22 protein-coding genes are annotated in these 20,297 nt (G+C 61.6%); 7 read left to right on the top strand and 15 right to left on the bottom strand.

The features are described 5' to 3' along the window. Positions 1–13 precede the first annotated feature (13 nt). Complete coding sequence (locus tag ISN39_RS04280; RefSeq protein ID WP_194729288.1) at positions 14–919, bottom strand: DMT family transporter; 906 nt, start codon at positions 917–919, stop codon at positions 14–16. Positions 920–1,064: 145 nt separating this feature from the next. Here ISN39_RS04280 and ISN39_RS04285 point away from each other — a divergent pair, with 145 nt between their 5' ends. Next, a complete protein-coding gene (locus ISN39_RS04285; protein ID WP_074067114.1) occupies positions 1,065–1,538 on the top strand; it encodes an Lrp/AsnC family transcriptional regulator in 474 nt (157 codons plus the stop codon). Positions 1,539–1,886: 348 nt separating this feature from the next. Here ISN39_RS04285 and mgtE read toward each other — a convergent pair whose 3' ends face one another. Beyond that, complete coding sequence (mgtE, locus tag ISN39_RS04290) at positions 1,887–3,263, bottom strand: magnesium transporter (protein ID WP_194729289.1); 1,377 nt, start codon at positions 3,261–3,263, stop codon at positions 1,887–1,889. A 269-nt stretch (positions 3,264–3,532) separates the two neighbouring features. Next, entirely contained in the window at positions 3,533–4,546 is a 1,014-nt protein-coding gene (locus tag ISN39_RS04295) for a zinc-binding alcohol dehydrogenase family protein (protein ID WP_194729290.1), read from the bottom strand. A gap of 104 nt (positions 4,547–4,650) precedes the next feature. Between ISN39_RS04295 and ISN39_RS04300 the strand changes: the two genes are divergently transcribed. Beyond that, positions 4,651–5,043, top strand: coding sequence for a helix-turn-helix domain-containing protein (locus tag ISN39_RS04300; RefSeq protein ID WP_074067117.1), 393 nt, complete (start codon positions 4,651–4,653; stop codon positions 5,041–5,043). On the opposite strand, the gene ISN39_RS04305 is transcribed toward ISN39_RS04300, so the two are convergent. Next, entirely contained in the window at positions 5,014–6,231 is a 1,218-nt protein-coding gene (locus ISN39_RS04305) for an MFS transporter (RefSeq protein WP_194729291.1), read from the bottom strand. The genes ISN39_RS04300 and ISN39_RS04305 overlap by 30 nt on opposite strands. A gap of 312 nt (positions 6,232–6,543) precedes the next feature. Here ISN39_RS04305 and ISN39_RS04310 point away from each other — a divergent pair, with 312 nt between their 5' ends. After that, positions 6,544–7,488 carry a diacylglycerol kinase family protein gene (locus ISN39_RS04310; protein WP_194729292.1) on the top strand — a complete coding sequence of 315 codons (945 nt, stop codon included), beginning with the start codon at positions 6,544–6,546 and terminating at the stop codon, positions 7,486–7,488. Here the strand turns inward: ISN39_RS04310 and ISN39_RS04315 are convergent. Then, on the bottom strand, positions 7,454–8,320 hold the full coding sequence (locus ISN39_RS04315) for a nickel-binding protein (RefSeq protein WP_194729293.1): 867 nt from the start codon (positions 8,318–8,320) through the stop codon (positions 7,454–7,456). The genes ISN39_RS04310 and ISN39_RS04315 overlap by 35 nt on opposite strands. Before the next feature lie 94 nt (positions 8,321–8,414). Then, positions 8,415–9,770: a glutamine synthetase family protein gene (locus ISN39_RS04320; protein ID WP_194729294.1), complete on the bottom strand. Its 1,356-nt coding sequence runs from the start codon at positions 9,768–9,770 to the stop codon at positions 8,415–8,417. An 83-nt stretch (positions 9,771–9,853) separates the two neighbouring features. On the opposite strand from ISN39_RS04320, the gene ISN39_RS04325 reads away from it, so the two are divergent. Further along, positions 9,854–11,221, top strand: coding sequence for an aspartate aminotransferase family protein (locus ISN39_RS04325; RefSeq protein ID WP_074067121.1), 1,368 nt, complete (start codon positions 9,854–9,856; stop codon positions 11,219–11,221). Here ISN39_RS04325 and ISN39_RS04330 read toward each other — a convergent pair. From ISN39_RS04330 to ISN39_RS04335, 3 genes are read right to left on the bottom strand one after another with little or no spacing between them, the layout of a single operon-like run. Next, positions 11,218–12,726 carry a glycosyltransferase family 39 protein gene (locus ISN39_RS04330; RefSeq protein ID WP_194729295.1) on the bottom strand — a complete coding sequence of 503 codons (1,509 nt, stop codon included), beginning with the start codon at positions 12,724–12,726 and terminating at the stop codon, positions 11,218–11,220. The two genes, ISN39_RS04325 and ISN39_RS04330, sit on opposite strands and share 4 nt — an antisense overlap. Before the next feature lies 1 nt (position 12,727). Beyond that, on the bottom strand, positions 12,728–12,856 hold the full coding sequence (locus ISN39_RS37585) for a hypothetical protein (protein WP_281438305.1): 129 nt from the start codon (positions 12,854–12,856) through the stop codon (positions 12,728–12,730). Continuing rightward, a complete protein-coding gene (locus ISN39_RS04335) occupies positions 12,853–13,866 on the bottom strand; it encodes a glycosyltransferase family 2 protein (protein WP_194729296.1) in 1,014 nt (337 codons plus the stop codon). The genes ISN39_RS37585 and ISN39_RS04335 overlap by 4 nt, the downstream gene beginning before the upstream one ends. Positions 13,867–13,940: 74 nt before the next feature. Between ISN39_RS04335 and ISN39_RS04340 the strand changes: the two genes are divergently transcribed. Further along, entirely contained in the window at positions 13,941–14,903 is a 963-nt protein-coding gene (locus ISN39_RS04340) for a lysylphosphatidylglycerol synthase domain-containing protein (RefSeq protein ID WP_194729297.1), read from the top strand. Here ISN39_RS04340 and ISN39_RS04345 read toward each other — a convergent pair. The 4 genes from ISN39_RS04345 to ISN39_RS04360 are packed head-to-tail and all read right to left on the bottom strand — an operon-like array spanning position 14,871 to position 17,203. Next, positions 14,871–16,115 carry an RNA polymerase sigma factor gene (locus ISN39_RS04345; protein ID WP_194729298.1) on the bottom strand — a complete coding sequence of 415 codons (1,245 nt, stop codon included), beginning with the start codon at positions 16,113–16,115 and terminating at the stop codon, positions 14,871–14,873. The two genes, ISN39_RS04340 and ISN39_RS04345, sit on opposite strands and share 33 nt — an antisense overlap. Positions 16,116–16,118: 3 nt before the next feature. Beyond that, on the bottom strand, positions 16,119–16,478 hold the full coding sequence (locus tag ISN39_RS04350) for a YciI family protein (RefSeq protein ID WP_074067126.1): 360 nt from the start codon (positions 16,476–16,478) through the stop codon (positions 16,119–16,121). A gap of 3 nt (positions 16,479–16,481) precedes the next feature. Further along, the gene (locus tag ISN39_RS04355; RefSeq protein WP_194729299.1) at positions 16,482–16,841 is read right to left on the bottom strand and encodes a YciI family protein; all 360 of its coding nucleotides are present in this window, start codon (positions 16,839–16,841) and stop codon (positions 16,482–16,484) included. Positions 16,842–16,852: 11 nt separating this feature from the next. After that, entirely contained in the window at positions 16,853–17,203 is a 351-nt protein-coding gene (locus tag ISN39_RS04360) for a YciI family protein (RefSeq protein WP_194729300.1), read from the bottom strand. A gap of 155 nt (positions 17,204–17,358) precedes the next feature. Between ISN39_RS04360 and ISN39_RS04365 the strand changes: the two genes are divergently transcribed. Then, positions 17,359–17,577 carry a hypothetical protein gene (locus tag ISN39_RS04365; protein ID WP_194729301.1) on the top strand — a complete coding sequence of 73 codons (219 nt, stop codon included), beginning with the start codon at positions 17,359–17,361 and terminating at the stop codon, positions 17,575–17,577. 6 nt (positions 17,578–17,583) lie between these two features. On the opposite strand, the gene ISN39_RS04370 is transcribed toward ISN39_RS04365, so the two are convergent. Both ISN39_RS04370 and ISN39_RS04375 read right to left on the bottom strand, forming a co-directional pair. Beyond that, positions 17,584–19,089 carry an AMP nucleosidase gene (locus tag ISN39_RS04370; protein WP_074067129.1) on the bottom strand — a complete coding sequence of 502 codons (1,506 nt, stop codon included), beginning with the start codon at positions 19,087–19,089 and terminating at the stop codon, positions 17,584–17,586. 64 nt (positions 19,090–19,153) lie between these two features. Further along, positions 19,154–19,324: a hypothetical protein gene (locus ISN39_RS04375; RefSeq protein ID WP_167363805.1), complete on the bottom strand. Its 171-nt coding sequence runs from the start codon at positions 19,322–19,324 to the stop codon at positions 19,154–19,156. 163 nt (positions 19,325–19,487) lie between these two features. Between ISN39_RS04375 and ISN39_RS04380 the strand changes: the two genes are divergently transcribed. Then, on the top strand, positions 19,488–20,189 hold the full coding sequence (locus ISN39_RS04380; protein WP_022714610.1) for a glutathione S-transferase N-terminal domain-containing protein: 702 nt from the start codon (positions 19,488–19,490) through the stop codon (positions 20,187–20,189). Positions 20,190–20,297 lie beyond the last annotated feature (108 nt).

Here is a 20,297-nt window from a genome sequence, read left to right on the forward strand (position 1 = left end):
GTCCGGGTCTCATTCAGCGCTGACGGGCGGCGATGCCCGTCGACAATGCTACGCCGATCCCTGTGATGACAGCGGCTGCGATTTCCGCCAGACCGATTTCCTCGCCCAGCAGGACGCCCCCGCCAAGCGTTGCCAACACCGGCGTGATCGCCGTAAAGGCAGCCGCCTGCGTGCCGCCCAGCGTTTTGACGGCGGTGCCGTAGGCAACCATGGCGACAAGGCCGGACAGGATGCCCTGGCTCAGGACCTGTAGTCCGAGATCTCCAGCACTTGCCCGGGTCAGCGAGGTGCCGAAGCCGGTGGCAAGCGCTGCAATGATCAGGAACGACCAGATGGCGATCAGTGCGCTCGCCTGGATGGCGGTGAGCCCGCTGTGGCGGAAGGCGTGCGTATAGCTTGCCCAAAGAACGGCGCCGGCCGGCAAAAGCACGAAGCTCGTCCACGGCAGCGATGCATCCGAAAGGCTCTGCACAAGCAGGATCAGCACGCCGCAGACGATCGCGGCGAGGCCGAGCTTGCGGGTAATATCCGGCCGCTCCCCGAAGATGAATATGCCGATGAGTGCCGTCGCAAGCGGCATGGAGCCGCCGAGCAGGATGCCCGACGAACCTGCCGGGGTCGCATGGATGGCAAGTGTGGTGACGAGGAAGAAGACAGCACCTGCGCCGGTCACCATCAATGCCAGCAGATGCAGCGGAACGCCCTTCGGCAGCAGGCCGGTCTTGAGCCAAACGGGCGAAAGGGCAAGCGCAGGAATGCCGTAGCGGATCAGTCCGATATCGATCGAGCCGAGCGGCGTTGCTGCGCTGTGGCGGGTCGCAAGAAGCCACGTCGCCCAGATGAGCACCGTGACGGTTGCGCCCGCGTAACCGGCGATGAGGGATGGGGATTTCTCGTTGGCGATGCTGAAGCTGGTCATCGGTCTATCCTTTCTTGTCATTCGGTGCGCTGTCCGACCAAGAAAAAGATAGGCCCGATGGTCAGGGCATGTCCTTGCTATCTGTAGCGCCAAAAACATGCTAGCAGCAATGATCTGCCAACAATGAGGGCTGAAGGTAGAAAATATGCCAAATCTCGATAAATTCGATCTGGCCATCCTCGAATGCCTGCAGGAGGATGCACGCGCCACTAACGTCGAAATCGCCGAAAAGGTAAACCTCTCGCCGTCGCCCTGCCTGCGGCGGATCCGCAACCTGGAAAAAGCGGGTGTGATCCGCGGCTACCGCGCCGATATCGACCGAAAGGAAGTGGGGCTGGGGCTGACGGTCTTAGTCGAGTTCAAAGTGGCCCATCACAGCCGCGAAAATTCGGAATCCCAGCAGGCGGCTCTCCTTGCGATCCCGGAGATCGTTTCCTGTTTCCTGATTTCTGGAAGCGCGGATTTTCTGGCAGAAGTCGTGGTGGAGGACCTTGCTGCCTACGAGCGGCTTCTCACCGATACGTTGCTGACGCTGCCGAACGTCAGCGACATCCGCTCGAACTTCGCCATCCGCAGCATGAAGACCAACGGGCCTTTGAAGCTGCCCAAGGGGAGGTAGATCTGCACGCTCGCCAAGTCAGCCGGTAAAACAGATGGAGGGCAACATGTGAGCGAGCCTTGGTGGTGCCGAGAGCTCACCCTGGATTTTCTCATTCATGTCCTTGTGACAGGAATCCAGCCATGGGGCGTCCGCCGTGACCCTTTTCATTGAACAGGTCAGGACATGGCGCTGCTGGATCCCTGTGGCAAGCAAGGATGAGGAAGGAGGGTGAAGGCGCTCAACAACACAGCAACGTTGTGCATGCCGCTCGTCTCCTTGCTCGCTCCTTCGTCGCTCAACCCTTACCCGCTCTGAGGACGAGCCACCCAGTCCCCCTTCTCCGCCAGAAGAAGGGGAATAGCCTGCCTAAAGCAACGTCCCGCTAAGGATGAGCAGGGCCACGGAGAAGTAGATCACCAGGCCGCTCACGTCGACCAGCGTCGCGACGAACGGTGCCGACGCGCTGGCGGGGTCCAGGCGAAGCCTTTGCAGCAGGAACGGCAGCATCGAGCCGCAGAGCGAGCCGAAGGTGACGATGCCGATCAGCGCGGCGAAGACGGTGAGGCCGACGAGCAGCCAATGCTCGCCGTAGTCGTAGAGGCCGATTTTCTGCCACAGCACGATGCGGCCGAAGCCGACGAGCCCGAGGATGGTGCCTAGCACGATACCGGTCGGCAACTCGTGCAAGAGCACGCGCCACCAATCCGAAAGCTTGAGCTCGCCGAGCGCCAGGGCACGGATGATGAGCGACGTCGCCTGCGATCCGGAATTGCCGCCCGAGCTCATGATGAGAGGGACGAAGAGCGTCAGCACGATCGCCTTCTCCAACTCCCCTTCGAAATGCTGCATGGCGCTTGCCGTCAGCATCTCGCCGAGGAAAAGGGCCGAAAGCCAGCCGGCCCGTTTGCGGATCATGCCGAAAAAACCGATCTTCATGTACGGCTTGCCGAGGGCTTCCATACCGCCGAACTTCTGGGCGTCCTCGGTCGTATCCGCGATCATCGTGTCGATGACGTCATCGACGGTGACGATGCCGAGCATGTGGCCGTCGTCGCTGACGACCGGCAGCGCCAGCAGATTGTGCTTGCGGATCAGCCGGGCGACGTCCTCCTGCGTCATCAGCGGATCGCAGCGAACGAGGCCGCCCTTGTGCGCAACGGAGAAAACCGATGCCTGCGGTTCGCCGGTGATGAGGCGGCGCAGTGTCACGACATTGGTCAGCCGCTGCGTTGCCGCGTCGAGGACGTAGATCGCATAGACCGTCTCGCGCGAGCGCTCGACCTGGCGAACATGGTCGAGCGTCTCGGCAACGGTCCAGGCGTCCGGCACGCTGACGAACTCGGTCGTCATGATGCTGCCGGCCGTGCGCGGCGGATAGCCCATCAGGTGCTTGACGGCGAGCGCCGTTGTGCGGTCGAGCTTCGCGAAAAGGGTCGCGCGGGAATCCTCGTCCAATTCATGGAAGAGATCGGCGACACGATCGTTTGCGGTGGCGTTGAGCAGCCGCGCGGCGTGCTCGACCGGCATCTCGGCGAGAATTGCGGCAGCGTTGTGCAGCTCCGGCCTGCCGAGAATGCGGACGGCCTTCTGCTGCGGAAGCGTGGCGAGGATGGCCGCTGCCTCCGGGATGTCGAGTATGTTGAGACGCTCGACGCGCTCTGCGGTGGTGACCGCTCCGAGGCTGTCGTGGGTGAAGAAACGGGCAGCATGGCCTGCCCGCAGGGGGAAGCGATTGATGTTCACTGGCTCGCCTTTCCGTCGATCCGCCGCAGCGTCCGGCGGGCGAGCCCGACAGGAGTCGGTCAGCGCACGGCGGCCGCGTACGGCAAGGGCAATCGACTGCTACTGTCGCTTGGCATCGGGTTGATGGCTCCGTTGATTTTCCGCGGAAAAGCGCTGTCATCCGCGTGCCGTAAGACCTGCTCCTCCGATCGAGAAAAGTCAAGCGGCGGTGGTTTGTGAGCAAATGCCGCACCCGGGGTGCGGCAATATGCGCGGATTATCGATGCTGGTCAGAAGCCGGCGAGTACTGCCTTGCCCTTCATTCTGCCGCTCTCGACCATCGAATGCGCCTTCTTCATATTGGCAGCATTGATCGCGCCGACGGTTTCGCTGAGTGTCGTGCGGATATTACCGGCCTCGACAAGCTCCGACACCTTGTTGAGGAGGTTATGCTGCTCGATCATATCGGGCGTCGAAAAGAGCGGCCGTGTGAACATCAGCTCCCAATGCACCGAAACGGCCTTGCGCTTGAAGGGCACGACGTCGAGGAACTTCGGATCGTCGATCAGCGCGAAACGGCCCTGCGGTGCGATCGCCTCGACGATGTCGGGGATGTGGCTGTCGGTGTTGGTTGTCGAGAAGATGAAGCCTGGAGCCCCGATGCCGAGAGCCGCAACCTGCGGCGCGATCGGCTTGGAGTGATCGACGACGTGGTGCGCGCCAAGTTCCTTCACCCAGACCTGTGTTTCGGGACGGGAGGCGGTTGCGATGACTGTCAGATCGGTCAGCGCCCGGGCGATCTGGATGGCGATCGAGCCGACGCCGCCGGCACCGCCGATGACGAGGAGAGCGCGAGCAGCGCCCGGCACCGCGTCCTGAACCTTCAATCGGTCGAACAGTGCTTCATAGGCGGTGATCGAAGTCAGCGGCAGTGCGGCGGCGGCCGCGAAATCGAGGCTCTTCGGCTTGCGGCCAACGATACGCTCGTCGACGAGATGGAATTCTGCGTTCGAGCCCGGGCGATTGATCGCACCGGCATAGTACACCTCGTCTCCGGGCTTGAAGAGCGTGACATCCGGACCCACGGCCTTGACGATGCCGGCTGCGTCCCAGCCGAGAACCTTCACTTCATCTGCCGGTGGTGCCGAATGTGCCCGCACTTTCACATCGACCGGATTGACGGAGACGGCCTTGATTTCGACGAGCAGGTCATGCCCGGTCGCCTCCGGAACGGGCAGGTCGACATCGATCAGCGATGTCTCGGCGGAAATGGGCTGCGGGATCTTGTAGGCGACGGCGCGCATGGAAACCTCCTATGTTCGTTGCACGCAGGCTAGATGCGTCTTATGTTCGAAGATTGCAAGAATGCACAAATTCTGTACGTAGTACCAAAAAGGATACTGTAAAAATGTCGTTGCCCCGCGCCAAGCTGACGAAGAATTTCCCCGGCTGTCCGGTCGAGGCGACGCTGAGCTATCTTGATGGAAAATGGAAAGGCGTCATCCTGTTCCACCTCATGGACGGAACGTTGCGCTTCAACGAATTGCGCCGGAAGCTGCCGGCGGTGACGCAGCGCATGCTGACCAAGCAGCTGCGGGAACTGGAAGAATCCGGCCTCGTCTCGCGCACGGTCTATCCGGTCGTGCCGCCGCGTGTGGAATATGCGCTGACGCCGCTTGGCGAAACGCTGAAGCCGGTCATCCGCGCACTGGCGGCCTGGGGTGAAGAATATGTCTTCTGCCGCCCGGAAGGCCACGAACTGCGCGATCCTTCATGCGCGCCGGCTGCGCTCCAGGCGTAGCGACGCGGCGTAGACGAAGAGGCCGAACAAGGACAGCACGGCGCCGACATAACCCGTTGCCGCAAAGCCGTAGTCCCAGGCGATCACAAGGCCGCCGAGCCAGGCGCCGAGTGCATTGGCGATGTTGAAGGCAGAGTGGTTTGAGGCGGCGGCAAGCGTTTGCGCGTCGGCGGCGACGTCCATCAGCCGCGTCTGCAGCGCAGGACCGGCCGCAAAGCCGCAGCCGACGAGGAACACGCAGATCGCCAGCATAATGGGGCTTGATGCCGTCAGCGAAAACAGCGTCAGCACGACGATGTTGAAGACCAGCGAGCCGCCGATCGTTCCCATGATCGATTTGTCGGCGAGCCATGAGCCGACGATGTTGCCGGCATTCATGCCGACGCCGAAGAGGACCATCATAACGGCAACCAAGCTCTCCGGCAGCATCGCGACCTTCATGGTCGTACCGGCGATATAGCTGAACATCGCGAACATCCCGCCATAGCCGACGGCTGCGATGCCGAGCGTCAAGAGCACCTGCGGACGCTTGAAGGCGCCGAGCTCGCGCAGGAAGCTGGCACCGTCCGCGACCTGGTCGCGCGGCACGTAGTACCAGATGAGCGCCACGGTCACGAGGCCGATAACGCCGACGGAGGTGAAGGCGACGCGCCAGTCGAGCGACTGGCCGAAGAAGGTAGCAAGTGGCGTGCCGAGCAGGGTTGCGATCGTCAGACCCATCATCACCCGGCCGACGGTTCGCGCTCGCTTGTGCACCGGCACCATCGAAGCAGCGACAATCGCGGCGACGCCGAAATAGGCGCCGTGCGGCAGGCCGGTGATGAAGCGCATCACGGTGAAGCTCTCGAAGGTTGGGGCCAGTGCGCTCAAGATATTGCCGACCGCGAAAATGCCCATCAACAGCAGAAGCAGTGAGCGGCGTGTCATCTTGGCGGCGAGGACCGCGATCACCGGAGCGCCGATGACGACGCCGAGCGCATAGGCGCTGATGACATAACCCGCCTGCGGGGTCGTGACCGAAAACGTGTCCGCCACATTCGGCAGCAGGCCCATGATGGCGAATTCGCCGGTGCCGATCCCAAAACCGCCGCAGGCGAGCGCCAGCTGCACCAGGGCGATCGCCATCGGCGAGGGGGCTTCGCAAGCCGGACTGGAATCGATGGAATCGTCTACGGCGATCTGGCTCACGCGAGCTCCTGAGGCGTGTCTGCAGGGCAAACCATCCGAAGTGCGGGCGCTGAGGCGGATGTCGGCCGTTCTATGGCGGGAGACGGAGATCAAGAGTCTCCATCATTGAAATCATGGGTGATCGCGCCGTCAGCGTCGAGTGCGTTTTTCGCAGTGCAGCGTCCTGCTATGTGCATACGTGCATTGCAATATTTGCGCTTGGACGCCTCGCAGATACGTCGGTCACAGCCATGCCGCGCTTGAAAACGAAGAGGGTCCAACCATCTTAAGAGGCACTGATGAGACGCCACGACGCGAGGAACGGCACGCCTGATGAAGCTTGTAGGTTTTTTCAATAGAGACGGTGGTACCTTCCGCACCACCGATATGGAGGCCTACGAAAAGCGGGCAGAGGCGACCTTCCGGGAAGCGGGACATGACTTCGAGGCCATCGTCTTTTCCGGCAAGGAGATCGTTCCCGCGATGGAGCGGGCCGCCCGGCGCGACGATATCGACGGCATCGTCGCGGGCGGTGGTGACGGCACGATTTCGGCAGCCGCCTCGATTGCCTGGAAGAACGGCGTCGCCCTCGGTGTCGTACCGGCCGGAACCATGAACCTCTTCGCCCGCTCGCTGAAAGTGCCGCTCGATATCTGGCAGGCGCTGGATGTGTTGGCCACCGGCGAGGTCGATCATGTCGACATAGCAAGCGCCAACGGCCGGCCCTTTATCCATCAGTTCTCGGCAGGGCTTCATGCGCGCATGGTGCGATACCGCAACTCCTTCACCTATCGCTCCCGTTTCGGCAAGATGCGCGCCAGCGTCCGCGCAGCCTTCGGCGTAGTGCTCAACCCGCCGGAATTCGAAGTCGAATTCCAGGCGCTCGGCGTGCGCGAGACGCGCCGCGTATCGGCCGTTTCGGTCTCCAACAATCCCTTCGGCGAGAACGCGCTTCTTTACGCCGATAACCTGCGCAGCGGCGAGCTTGGCTTCTACACCGCAAAACCGCTGAAGCCGATCGGCGTCGCCCGTCTTGCCGTCGATATGCTGCGGGGCAAGGTGCGCGAAAATGCCGATGTGATGGTCATGCATCCGGCCGAAGTACATCTGCATTTCCCGAAGCTGAGGGCAAAGGCCAATTGCGTCATGGACGGCGAGCTTTTGCCGCTCGAACGCGACATTTCCATCAAGCTGCATCCCGAAGAGTTGAAGGTGCTGGTCAAGCAGGGCCTTGCCGCGCAGGTCAATGAGGCTGAGCGGCGGGAGCCTGCGGCTTAGTTTGCCTCTTCACGCCAGCATCGGCCCAGTCGCATTGGAATGCCAGCACGGGCTTCGAAAATCCTTTCAAACGCCGCCGCGTCGCATGCGTGAAAAGATCAGCGGTGCCGTACTCCCGAAAAATATTCTCCGACACGAGGATATGGTCGCCGGAGGCGGCCGCGCACAAGCGTGCTGCAAGTTGCACAGTGGAGCCGAACAGGTCGTTGCTGTCCTCGACGGGCTCGCCGCAATCCAGTCCGATGCGAACATGAATCGGCTCGGGGTTTCCGCGGTTGTAACGTTTGAATTCCTGCTGGATCGTCCTGGCGCAATCGACGGCTGCGGCTGTCGAGGCGAATGTCGCCATGATGCCGTCACCGGTGTGCTTCACCTCGCGGCCTGAAGAGCGGCTGAGGCATCTGTGCACGATCGAGTCATGCGCCCTGACCAGTTCGGTCGCCATGCGGTCGCCAAGGCGCGATGTCATCGCGGTCGAGCCGACGATGTCGGTGAACAGGATGGCGCGGTGGCCGGAATCCATCTCACCTGAGGCTTGTCCAGGCGCCGGCTCGGGGTCGTGAATTCGGCCAAGAAACGCCTCGACCGCCGACAACGCGACCTCGACAACCTCGCCGGCGACGAAGCCATGCGCTTCACGGTGCACGCATTGAGCGGTTTCCGCGTCGGGCGCGTCCACGAGGCAAAATGCGGTCCCGCGCCGCTGGCCGAACCAGTAGGTGAGGAACTTAACGCCATACCGGTCCTGAATCTCGAGATCCCTGCGATGGGCCTCGGCAACGTCGGCGGCTGTGGTTCCCGTGAGTTCATGCCGGTCCATGAAGATAGCCATTGCGCGCTCCTTTCGGAAACCTCCGCTTATAGAACGTTTCATTCTACGACTTGGACACCGCCCGGTCCACCTTTGAGATGGCTGCCGGCAAGCCTTAGACGCGCGGCAGATAGGTCCGGTAGTCGAAGTCCGAGACCGTGCGCAGATAGGTGATGGCTTCCTTGTATTTGGTGTCGCCGTAGAGTTTCTGATAGCGCTCGCCGAAGATGTCGGCGATGAAGGGCGATGCGCGAAAGGCTTCCACCGCCGTCAGGAAATCATGCGTCAGCCGAGCCGTGTTTTCCGGCACATGCGACGGCGTCGTCTCCTCGCCGGGGTCGAGATCGTCGTCGAGGCCAAGCAGCATGCCGCCGAGGATGGCGGAAAGCAGCAGGTAAGGATTGGCATCTGCGCCGGCGACGCGATGCTCGATGCGCGCTGCCGGCCCGTACGTATCCGGGATGCGGATCGCCGTGTCGCGATGGCCGGTGCCCCAAGTGAGGTCGATGGGCGCAAAGGAGCCCGGCTGGAAGCGGCGGTAGGAATTGGCGAAAGGCGCAAAGATCAGCTGCGCCTCGCGCATCGTGTTCAGCATTCCGGCGCAGGCGGATTTCAGCCGCTTCGGCTCACCGCCCTTTGCATCGAGGATATTGCGGCCTTCCCTGTCGATGACGCTCGCATGCACATGCAGGCCGGAGCCGGCATGTTCGGAATAGGGCTTGGCCATGCAAGTCGATTTGAGGCCGTGCTTGCGGGCGGCCTGTTCGGCGATGCGCTTCAGGTAAATGCAGTCGTCGGCGGCGGCCAAGGCATCCGGCCGGTGCAGCAGGTTGATTTCGAATTGCCCGGGCCCGAAGTCGGCCGTCGTCGCCTCCGCAGGCAGGTTCTGCGCCTTGGCATAGGCGCGCACCGTTTGCAGGTAATCGTCGAGCGCATCGACGGCGCTCATGTCGTAGAGCTGGAAACCGTTCGGCTCGCCGCGATAGGTCAGGCTTTTCGGCGGCGAGGGACGGCCGGTATCGCGCCAGTCCTGTTCCATTACATAGAATTCGAGTTCCGTCGCGACGACCGGCGTGAGGCCGCGCTCTTCGTAGCGCTTCAGCACCGCTGCCAGGATCGCTCGCGGATCCATGAAGCTCGGGCTGCCGTCGAATTCGTGCATGGTTGCCAGCACCTGCATGGAGCCTTCCGGCGTCGCCCAGGGCATCGGCGCAAGGCTGCGCTCATCGGCGATGCAATTGCCGTCCGGATCGCCGATCGTCAGCGACAGGCCGGTGATGTCGTCATTATCGTCGCCCCAGATATCGAGCGACTGCGTCGAGGAGGGGAGACGCACCGCGCCTTCCCAGATTTTCTTCTGGGCATCCAGCGGGATCTGCTTGCCGCGCAAATCCCCGTTCATGCCGACCAGCAGGATTTCGATCCTCGGTTCGCCTGTCGCAGCATTGCCATGCATGATGTCGGCCGTCATGATCTTGAAAATCCCCTCGGACAAGGCCAAGGTCGTAGCTCATTGAGACGGCCCGTTCAATCTCCGCAGGTGTTTTGCAAATCATGTCCGATACTTACCAGCGCTCAAATCTCGCCGCCATCGATGCCGCCCACCATCTGCATCCCTTTTCCGACATGAAGAAGCTGAATGCCGACGGCACGCGCATCATCCAGCGCGGCGAGGGCGTCTACATCTGGGATAACCACGGCAAGAAGTATCTGGATGGTTTTGCCGGGCTCTGGTGCGTCAATGTCGGCTACGCCCGCAAGGAAATCACCGATGCCGTCGCGCGGCAGATGAACGAGCTGCCTTACTACAACACCTTCTTCGGCACCACGAGCACGCCGACGACGCTGCTTGCGGAAAAGGTAACCGCGCATGCCGGCCGGCGCTTCAACCATGTCTTCTTCACCGGCTCCGGCTCAGAGGCCAACGATACCTGGTTCCGCATGGCGCGCGTCTATTGGAGTGCGGTCGGCAAGCCTTCGAAGAGGATCGTGATCGCCCGCAAGAACGGCTACCACGGCTCGACGGTTGCCGGTGCCAGCCTCGGCGGCATGAAATATATGCATGAGCAGGGCGACCTGCCGATTCCCGGCATCGTCCATATCGGCCAGCCTTATTGGTACGGCGAGGGCGGCGACCTCTCGCTCGCCGAATTCGGCCTTAAGGTGGCCCGCGAACTGGAGGCGAAGATCGATGAGCTCGGCGAGGAGAATGTCGGAGCTTTCGTCGCAGAGCCGGTGCAGGGTGCGGCGGGCGTCATCATCCCGCCTGAGACCTATTGGCCGGAGATCGACCGCATCTGCAAGGCGCGCAACATCCTGCTCGTTGCCGACGAAGTCATCTGCGGCTTCGGCCGTCTCGGCGAATGGTTCGGCCATCAGCATTTCGGCGTCGAGCCAGATCTGGCGCCGATCGCCAAGGGTCTCTCATCGGGCTACCTGCCGATCGGCGGCGTGTTGGTCAGCGGTCGCATCGCCGATGTGCTGATCAACGAGGTCGGCGACTTCAACCACGGCTTCACCTATTCCGGCCATCCGGTCTGCGCTGCCGCGGCGCTGGAGAACTTGCGCATCATCGAGGACGAAAAGCTGGTCGAGCGCGTCCGCGGCGACATCGGTCCTTACTTTGCCAAAGCCTGGGGCGCTCTCGGCGACCATGACCTCGTTGGCGAAGCGGTGAGCATCGGCCTGATGGGCGGCCTGCAGCTTACTGCCGATAAGAAGACGCGCACCCGATTCGAAAAGCCCGACGCGGTCGGAGCGCTCGTCCGCAACCATGCACTCGCGAACGGCCTCGTGCTGCGGGCCACCGGCGACCGCATGCTGGCATCCCCGCCACTTGTCATCACTCATGATGAGGTGGACGAAATGGCACGGATCGCAAGGATCGCGCTGGATGCGGCGTGGAAGGAACTGAAAATCTAATCCGCGGGCGCGACCCACGCGTAGCCGAAACGATAGGAATCGCCGTTGCGGGCGTAGTAATACGGAACCTCGATCGTCGAAACCTCGGGCGCGATGCTGCCGAGCTCCGGCACCGATTTTAGCCACTCGGCGGCTTTGGCGGGCAGGGCATTGCCTTGTGCAGTGCTTAGCGGCCAGACAACGAGCAGCGGGCGCTCCTTCGAGATCGAGACCGTAGGCTTGAACCCTGGATAGTCCGTTGAAATCACGGTCGCCGGAAGAAGGTCCTTCCGCAAATTCCCCGCAAGCAGGCTGCCTTCCGCGAGAATAGCGGCAGGCTCGCCCTGTTGCCGGAGCGCTGCGGCGAGCTGCGCGTAGGGAACGTTCAAACGCTCGTAATCGCCGTTCAAAGTGGCAGCTGCAATGCGTCCGAAGAGAATACTTGGAACGGCGATCATGATTATCGCGACGACCGGTACGAGGCGGCGCAAGGGATTTAGAACCGCAACATTCGATGCCTCGATCTTCAGGCAAAGATAAAGCGGGAAGATGAAGAAGAGCGGCACCAGCCAGCGATCCTTGATATGGGCCGCTCCGCCGAAAATGACGAGAAGCAGGATGCCAAGGATGGAAAAAAGCATAATGCGCTCAAGGAGCTGCGTCCACTGCGACCTGCCGGAGAAGGCCGAGAGAAACGGCTTGCCGAACGCGATCGCGAAGACAAGCAACGTGACCGCGCAAAAGCCAATCACTGCCAGAACGAGCAACCCTGAACCCATGGCGACCTGCACGACATAGCTCGCATTGCCGCCGTCGGTCAGCTTTTTCAGTGTCCGGGCCGTTGCGAAACCGAGATTGTCCTTCAGCCAGAAGAGATGCGGCAGTGCGATGACGAGAGCGGTGATTGTGGTCAGGGCCATGCGCCAGTCGAAGACGCGCTTGCGCATCTGCGGATCGAGCAGTGCCGCCAAGAGCGCCGAAGCGGGCAGAAGGGCGAAATTATATTTGGACAGCAGGCCGATGCCGATGCCGATGCCGGTCACGAGATATGAGAGCACATCCGGCTTCTTGAGCGATCGGATAAATCCGTAGAGGAAGACGCAGCCGGAGAAGAACACCGCGACCGTATGCGTCAGGTCGCGCTGCATTTCGAATGCGACTTGCGGAAGCGTCAGGAGCCCGAGCGTTGCGACCACCACAAGCACGCTGTTCTTCAGGATCATCCGTGCCGTCAGGCCGTAAATCACGTAGGATGTGAAGAGCAGCGCATTCTTGACGACGGCAAGCGAAAGCAGCGAGACACCGCTGATCGAAAAGGCGGCATATTGCAGCCAGTTATAGAAAGGCGGCTGCGGGCCATAACCGGCGGCAAGCCATTGTGAGCGGAAGGCCTGCTCGGCTTCGTCGAGCCCGAGTGTCGGCGGCATCGCCACGCGAACGGCGATCTGTATGAGAAAATATGCGGCAAGCACAGCGAAAAACCACCGCAAGTCGACGTTGCGGGCCTTGTCCACGTCCTCGTTCATTTCATTTCCGTTCAAGCCAGACATAGCCGAGCGCAAAGATGTTGCCGCTCTTGCCGAAGTGGTACGGGAGCGCCAGCGAGCCGATCGCGTGCGGTTCGATGCCGCAGCGAGCTGCCCCGCCGCCTCTCAAACGTCGCTTCCATCGAAAACCTGCCGCACGATGTAATTAGGCGAAGCGTCGTCGCGATAGTAGGTGCGGGCAATCATCTCGGCCAGAATGCCAGTCGTGATCAACTGCACGGACGAGAGCAGCAGTACGACGCCGACCATGAGCATCGGGCGGGTACCGATATCGTTGCCCAGAACGAACTTGTCGAAGAACAGGTAAAGCAGGATCAGCGTTGCGAGTGCTCCGAGGCCAAGGCCGAGCGAGCCGAAGAAATGGCCGGGCCGCGCCTTGTAGCGCATGAAGAACATCACCGACAGCAGGTCGAGGATAACGCGGAAGGTTCGCGAGATGCCGTATTTCGACTGGCCGTGCTGGCGAGCATGGTGCGTGACGGCCATTTCGCCGATGCGCGAGCTCGGGACGACGCCGGCGACCCAGGCGGGGATGAAGCGGTGCATTTCGCCCATCAGCTTCACCTGCTTGATGATGGAGGCGCGGTAGATCTTCAGGCTGCAGCCATAGTCGTGCAGCTTCACGCCGGTGATGCGGCCGATCAGATAGTTGGCGCACCATGAGGGAATCTTGCGCAGCAGCAGGCCGTCCTTGCGGTTCTTGCGCCAGCCGACCAGGAGATCGAGTTCACGGCGCTCGAGTTCGGAAATCATCGAAGGAATGTCTTTCGGATCATTCTGCAGGTCGCCGTCCATCGTTGCAATCAGCCGGCCTTGCGCCGTGTCGATGCCGGCCTGCATCGCAGCGGTCTGGCCGAAGTTGCGCTGCAACTCCACGATCCTGAGCGCCAGCCCTTCACGCCCTAGATATTTGCGGGCATTGACGAGCGTGGCATCCGTGCTGCCGTCATCGATCAGGATAAGCTCCCACCGGTAAGGATAGGCGACCATCGCATCGCAGATGCGTTCGACAAGCGGGCCGACGCTTTCTTGCTCGTTGAAGACCGGCACCACAAGCGAAAGTTCGAGCGACTGCGTTAGATCATTTGCGCTTTGCAGCGACTCTGACGTTGTCTGCAACTGTTATTGCTCCTAAAAGGCCGTGACGGCCAGTCGAGCGGCGTTTTGGCCGCTGAAGTCAGGAAGCCTAGTACATGAACTCTCCGGTTGGCGCCAGCCGACAATCCTGGTTCGGGCGCAATCGCATGACACTGCTGACGGTCGTAATCGTCGCAGCCTATGCATCCTTCATCGAGTGGTTCTGGGGATGGTCGGCCATCATCGCCCAATGGGCCGCCGTCGGCGTGATGCCGATCCTTGTGGCTCTTGCATTATTGACCAGTACCTATTTCCTGCGGACATGGCGCATTCTCGATTACTTCCCGCGGGAGACGGCGGGCAGTTTCCGCACGCTTTTCCGGGTGACGCAGGTTCATAACCTGCTCAATATCATGATGCCGTTTCGCACCGGGGAGACGAGCTTTCCGGTTCTCATGCGCGCGGAATTCGGCATTCCGCTGACGCGGGCAACCTCTGCCCTGCTTGTCATGCGTCTCCTCGATCTGCACGCGCTGCTTGCCGCAGCCGGCATCGGATTTGCGGCAGCCGCCCCGAGTGCCGTTCTGGCCTGGCTTTTGTGGGCCGCATTCCTGTTCTTGCCGATCACCGCTTTCCTGATCCGCAAGCCATTCCTTCGCTTCGGATTCCGGCTCTTTCCCACCAAGGCGCAAGGCTTCCTGTCGGAGATCGAAAACGGCCTGCCCGCAAATGCCTCAGCCTTCGCGCGGGCCTGGGCCATGACGGCGGTGAACTGGCTGGTGAAGGTCGTCGTGCTCGCCTGGGCGCTTAGCCTCATGGGCGTTTCGCCGCTCACGGCGAGCTTCGGCGGCGCGCTCGGTGGCGAGCTTTCGTCGGTTCTGCCGGTCCATGCGCCGGGCGGCGTTGGCACCTATCCCGCGGGCATTGCCGCAGGCGCCGTTGCCTTGGGTGCACCGGGCGGAAAGGCGGAGCTTGCAGCCCTGGCGCAGGCAAGCATCAACGCACATCTGTTGATCATCGTCTCCGCCTTGACGGGAACGGCAATCTCACTGCCCCTCGGGCGCCGCCGTCAGCTCTGATATCCTCTTGCGCAGGAAAGCCAGCTCAGGCCCTTGCTGGCAAAGGGACAGCGCGCGTTCATAGGCGGTGATCGCCTCCGCCGGTCGGCCGAGCTGGCGCAGGAAATCGGCGCGTGCGGCATGGGCAAGGTGATAGGTGCCGAGCTTTCCGGATGCCAGGATGCCGTCGATGATCTCAAGCCCTCTCTGCGGTCCTTCCGACATTGCGATCGCCACTGCGCGGTTGAGTTCGACGATCGGCGAGGGCTGCGCCGTAATCAGCAGGTCGTAATAGGCAGCGATGCGCGGCCAATCCGTTGCCTCCGGCGTTCCGGCCTTGGCATGTTCGGCGGCGATGGCGGCCTGGACAGTGTAGAGGCCGACCTCGCTAGGTTCCATCGCCCGCCGCAGCAGGTCCAGACCTTCTTCTATCTTCCTGCGATCCCAGGTCGATCGATCCTGCTCTGCAAGCAGGATCAGGCTGCGGTCCTCAGCGCACCGCGCCAGCCTGCGGGAGTCCTGCAGCAGCATCAGCGCCAGCAGGCCCTCGACATCGGGGTGCGGCAGCAAGTCCGCGACCAGCCGCGCCAGCCGGATCGCCTCGGCCGTCAGGTCCGCCCGTACCACTTCTGTGCCCCAAGAAGCCGAATACCCCTCGTTGAAGACGAGGTAGATGACGTGTAGCACGCGGTCGAGGCGCTCCGGCAGTTCGTCGAGGTCCGGAACTTCGTAAGGGATGCGGTCGGAACGTATCTTGATCTTTGCCCGCACGATCCGCTGTGCGACGGTCGGGGCCGGAACGAGGAATGCATGGGCGATTTCCTCGGTCGTCAGGCCGCAGACTTCGCGCAGCGCCATTGCCATCTGCGCGTCGGATGGAATGGCCGGATGGCAGCAGGTGAAGATCAGCCGCAGCATGTCGTCGCCGATAAGCTCCATGTCGCCGATCTCGGTCGCGTCGGCCTCGCCGTATAGGCTGTCTTCGATGTCCTTCAGCGACGCATCGAAGCGCGAGCGCCGCCGGATATGGTCGATTGCCTTGTGGCGTCCGGTGGAAACCAGCCATGAAAAAGGATTGCCGGGAACGCCGTCGCGCGGCCATGCGCGCGCGGCCGCCGCAAAAGCGTCGTGCAGGGCCTCCTCCGCCCGGTCGAAATCGCCGAGCAGGCGGATGAGAGTTGCCAGCACCCGTCTCGATTGCGACCGGTAGATGTCCTCGATCAGTTTCTCCAAATGCTACTCCGGTAAAGTGAGTATCCGCACCGGCCGCAGTTCCACGGCGCCGACGCGTGCGGAGGGGATGCGTGCGGCAATCTCCTTCGCCGCTGCATCGTCCGGTGCTTGGATCACGTAGAAACCCGCAAGATGCTCCTTGGTTTCGACATAAGGGCCATCGGTCGCCTGCAGTGCGTTGTTGCGGACCCGCAGCACGGTTGCTTTCTCCGGCATTTCCAGCGCATCGGAGTGGAGCATGATGCCGTTGCGGCGCAGCCCTTCGTCGAAGCTGAAATGCGCTCTGACGAGTTCGCCAGTCTCCTTCGGCGTCAGCGTGCCGTCAACGTCTGCGGAATTGTAGATCAGGCAAACATAACGCATCGACTACTCTCCGTCTTTGATGGAATAGGCAGGGCGGATCTCGACAGAGGCGTATTTCAGGATCGGGAAGCTCGAAACGATCGATTTCGCTTCTTCCATGTCCCTGGCTTCGAGCAATACGAAGCCGCCGAGGTGCTCCTTGATTTCTGCGAAGGGACCATCCGTGGCAACCGTCGTGCCCTTGCGGATGCGCAGAGTGACGGCTGACGCGGGCTCGCGCAGCGCAAGCGCAACCTGAAGGAAACCGCGCTCGCGCCAGAGATCGTCACTGACGATGCATTCCTGCGTCAGTGCCTCCCATTCTTCCTGCGGGACCAGCTTGCTTTTTTCGGTATCGAACCAGACCTGGCAAAGAAACTTCATGGCGTGCTTCCTCAGCCGAACGTGTAGACAGGACGAACTTCAATGCTGCCGAGCTTTGCCAGTGGGATACCGGCTGCGACACGGATCGCATCATTCAGATCGTTGGCCTCGATCAGGATGAAGCCGCCGAGTTGTTCCTTCGTCTCGGCATAGGGGCCATCTGTCACCGACACCTCGCCATTGCGGACACGGATGGTTACTGCACTCTTCGGCGATTGTAGAGCCTCGGCGTGGATCATGTGGCCGCTTGCGACGAGGTCCTCATCATAACCAAGCGAATCCCTGTCGAGCTTCTTCTTCTCCCCGTTCCTCATGCGCTCGAGCACGGATGGCTCGAACCACACCTGACACAGATATTTCATCGCCTGTCTCCTCCGGCCTGCCTCTCACAGCATGTTGACGAAGAGACTAGGCTGAATTCGACAGCAAAGAAAAAAATCTTTGTTCGCCCGGACTGTCGAAATCAGCGGCGCGCATTCGACAAAGCTCCATCGATAACATTGAAGGAGTGAAGGACATGGGAGTTCTGGAAGTCGCCATTGCAAGTCTCATCTGGGCGCGCCGCACGGAGCAGCCTCGCGATGAGCTTTACGGGACAGATATTGGCCAGTTTCTTGGGCGGATGGTGGTTGCCTTTGCGGTGTTTGCAACGGTCATCACAGGACTGCAGATTGCGGCCGCACGCCATGACGACCCGCAAACGGTTGCGGATCACACGATGGCAGAAGCGAATTGAAATGGCCTACTGGAACGCCGTCTCGAAGAAGCTGCGAAGCTTGCGGGAATGCAGTGCCTCCGGCGGCATTGCCGCAAGCTTCTGGATGGCGCGGATGCCGATCTGCAGGTGCTGGTTGACCTGTGTTCGATAGAAGGCGGTCGCCATGCCCGGCAGTTTCAGCTCGCCATGCAGCGGCTTGTCGGAAACGCAAAGAAGCGTGCCGTAGGGCACACGGAAGCGGAAGCCGTTGGCCGCGATCGTTGCCGATTCCATGTCGAGCGCGATGGCACGCGCCTGGGAGAGCCGCTTCACAGGGCCGCGCTGGTCGCGTAGTTCCCAGTTGCGGTTGTCGATCGTGCCGACGGTGCCGGTGCGCATGATGCGCTTCAGCTCGAAGCCTTCGTAGCCGGTGATTTCGGCGACGGCTGCTTCCAGCGCCACCTGCACTTCGGCAAGCGCGGGGATCGGCACCCAGACCGGCAGGTCGTCGTCGAGAACATGATCCTCGCGCATATAGGCGTGCGCCAGGACATAGTCGCCGAGCCGCTGGCTGTTGCGCAACCCGGCGCAGTGGCCAAGCATCAGCCAGGCATGTGGGCGCAGAACGGCCACGTGGTCGGTGATCGTCTTGGCGTTGGAGGGACCGACGCCGATATTGATCATGGTGATCCCGGCATGGCCCTTTTTCTTCAGGTGATAAGCAGGCATCTGCGGCAAGCGCGGGGCCGTGGCATCGGTTTCCGGCTGGCACGATCCGGCGTGGGTGATGATGTTGCCCGGCTCGACGAAGGCCGTATAGCCGTCCTCGCCGCCGCCCTTGGCTATCGTCCCGCGCGCCCAGGCGCAGAACTCGTCCATATAGAACTGGTAATTCGTGAAAAGCACGAAGTTCTGGAAGTGCTGCGCGCTCGTTGCTGTGTAGTGGGCAAGGCGGGCGAGCGAATAATCGGTGCGCTGCGCCGTGAAAGCGGCAAGCGGCGAGGGCTCGCCCGGCGGTGGGATATATTCGCCGTTGGCGATCTCGTCGTCGGTCGTATTGAGGTCTGGCGTGTCGAAGAGGTCGCGCATCGGAATGTCGATGAAGGTCGAGGCGGACGCTTCGACGTGCGCGCCCTCGCCGAAGGCGAAATGCAGCGGGATCGGCGTCGAGGACTCGGACACGACGATTGGAACGTTATGGCTCCTCATCAAGAGCGCCAGCTGTTCCTTCAGGTAGTGACGGAAAAGCTTCGGCCGGGTGACGGTCGTCGTATAGACGCCCGGCGCCGTCACATGCCCGTAGGAGAGGCGGGAGTCGACATGGCCGAAGCTGGTCGTCTCGATGCTGACCTGAGGGTAGAAGGCGCGGTAGCGCGAGGTAATCGGCGCGCCCTTGGCAAGCTCCGAAAAACTGTCGATCAGGAAGGTGGTATTGCGTTCGTAGAGCGCAGTCAGCGCATCGACGGCCTGCGCTGGATCGTCGAAGCTTTGCGGTTCAAAGGCAGGTGGCGAGGAAATATCAAGAGGTAATGGAGAGATTCGTTTGCTCATGGCGCATTATAGGTTGCCCTTTTTAACAAGCAAGCGACGCGCCTTCGGCCGGCGGGAGAATTATTCAGCGGACGCCGGTGCAGAAGGGGCTGGTCACGTTGAGGCAGGTGTAGTTCGCACCGAAATGCGATTGTGCTCCGCCCCCGCCGCCGCGCACGACCGCTGCCGAAAATGTAATCGCGAAAACCGCCGCGAACAGCGTGATGACGGTGAAGCGTCTTGCGAGAATAAGCACGTCCATGTTCCTCGGGCCGATATGCGTCTTATCGTTGAGATAACTCTTGCCACACGCCAGCTGAACGGGTGCTGAGGTTCCGGTTCATTTGGCGTTCACAATGGTCGACGGCTTGAAGGCGGCGCTTGGCAACTTATGTGTCTAGTCCCGCAAAGGAGATTTCATGACCGCACCGATCGAACTTTACTACTGGCCGACCCCGAACGGCTTTAAGATCAGCATCATGCTCGAGGAACTCGGCGTTCCCTACGAGGTGAAGTACATCAACATCGGCAAGGGCGAGCAGTTCGCGCCCGACTTCCTGAAAATCGCGCCGAACAACCGCATGCCGGCGATCATCGATCCGGACGGTCCCGGCGGGGCGCCGATCTCCGTCTTCGAATCCGGCGCCATTCTCCAATATCTCGGCCGCAAATACGGCAAGTTCTATCCACAGGACGAGCGCACGCGCGTGCAGGTGGAAGAATGGCTCTTCTGGCAGGTCGGCGGCCTCGGCCCGATGGCCGGCCAGGCGCACCACTTCCGCAGCTATGCGCCGGAAAAGATCGAATACGGCATCAACCGCTACACGAACGAAGTGAACCGCCTCTACGGCGTGATGAACAGGCGGCTGGAAGGCCGCGGCTACTTCGCCGGCGACTATTCGATCGCCGACATGGCCTGCATCGGCTGGGTGATCCCCTACGAGCGACAGGGACAGAACCTCAATGATTTCCCGAACCTCAAGGCCTGGTTCGAGCGCATGCATCAGCGCCCGGCGGTCTTGAGGGGTATCGAAGTCGGCAAGGAAGAGCGCGAACGCCAGGCGAATCTCGCCGAGGACAAGGAAGCGCAGAAAATTCTCTTTGGCCAGCGCGCCCGCTGAAGGCGGCACCCAAGGGTATGGCTTGAATGTCGAATTAAAGGCGAGGTCGCTTAAACCACGTTGTTAGGGCGGCCTTCCTTGTTCAAGATAATTCAGCCGTGAGTTCGC

The sequence above is a fragment of the Rhizobium sp. 007 genome, from assembly GCF_015353075.1.
GTDB lineage: Bacteria > Pseudomonadota > Alphaproteobacteria > Rhizobiales > Rhizobiaceae > Rhizobium.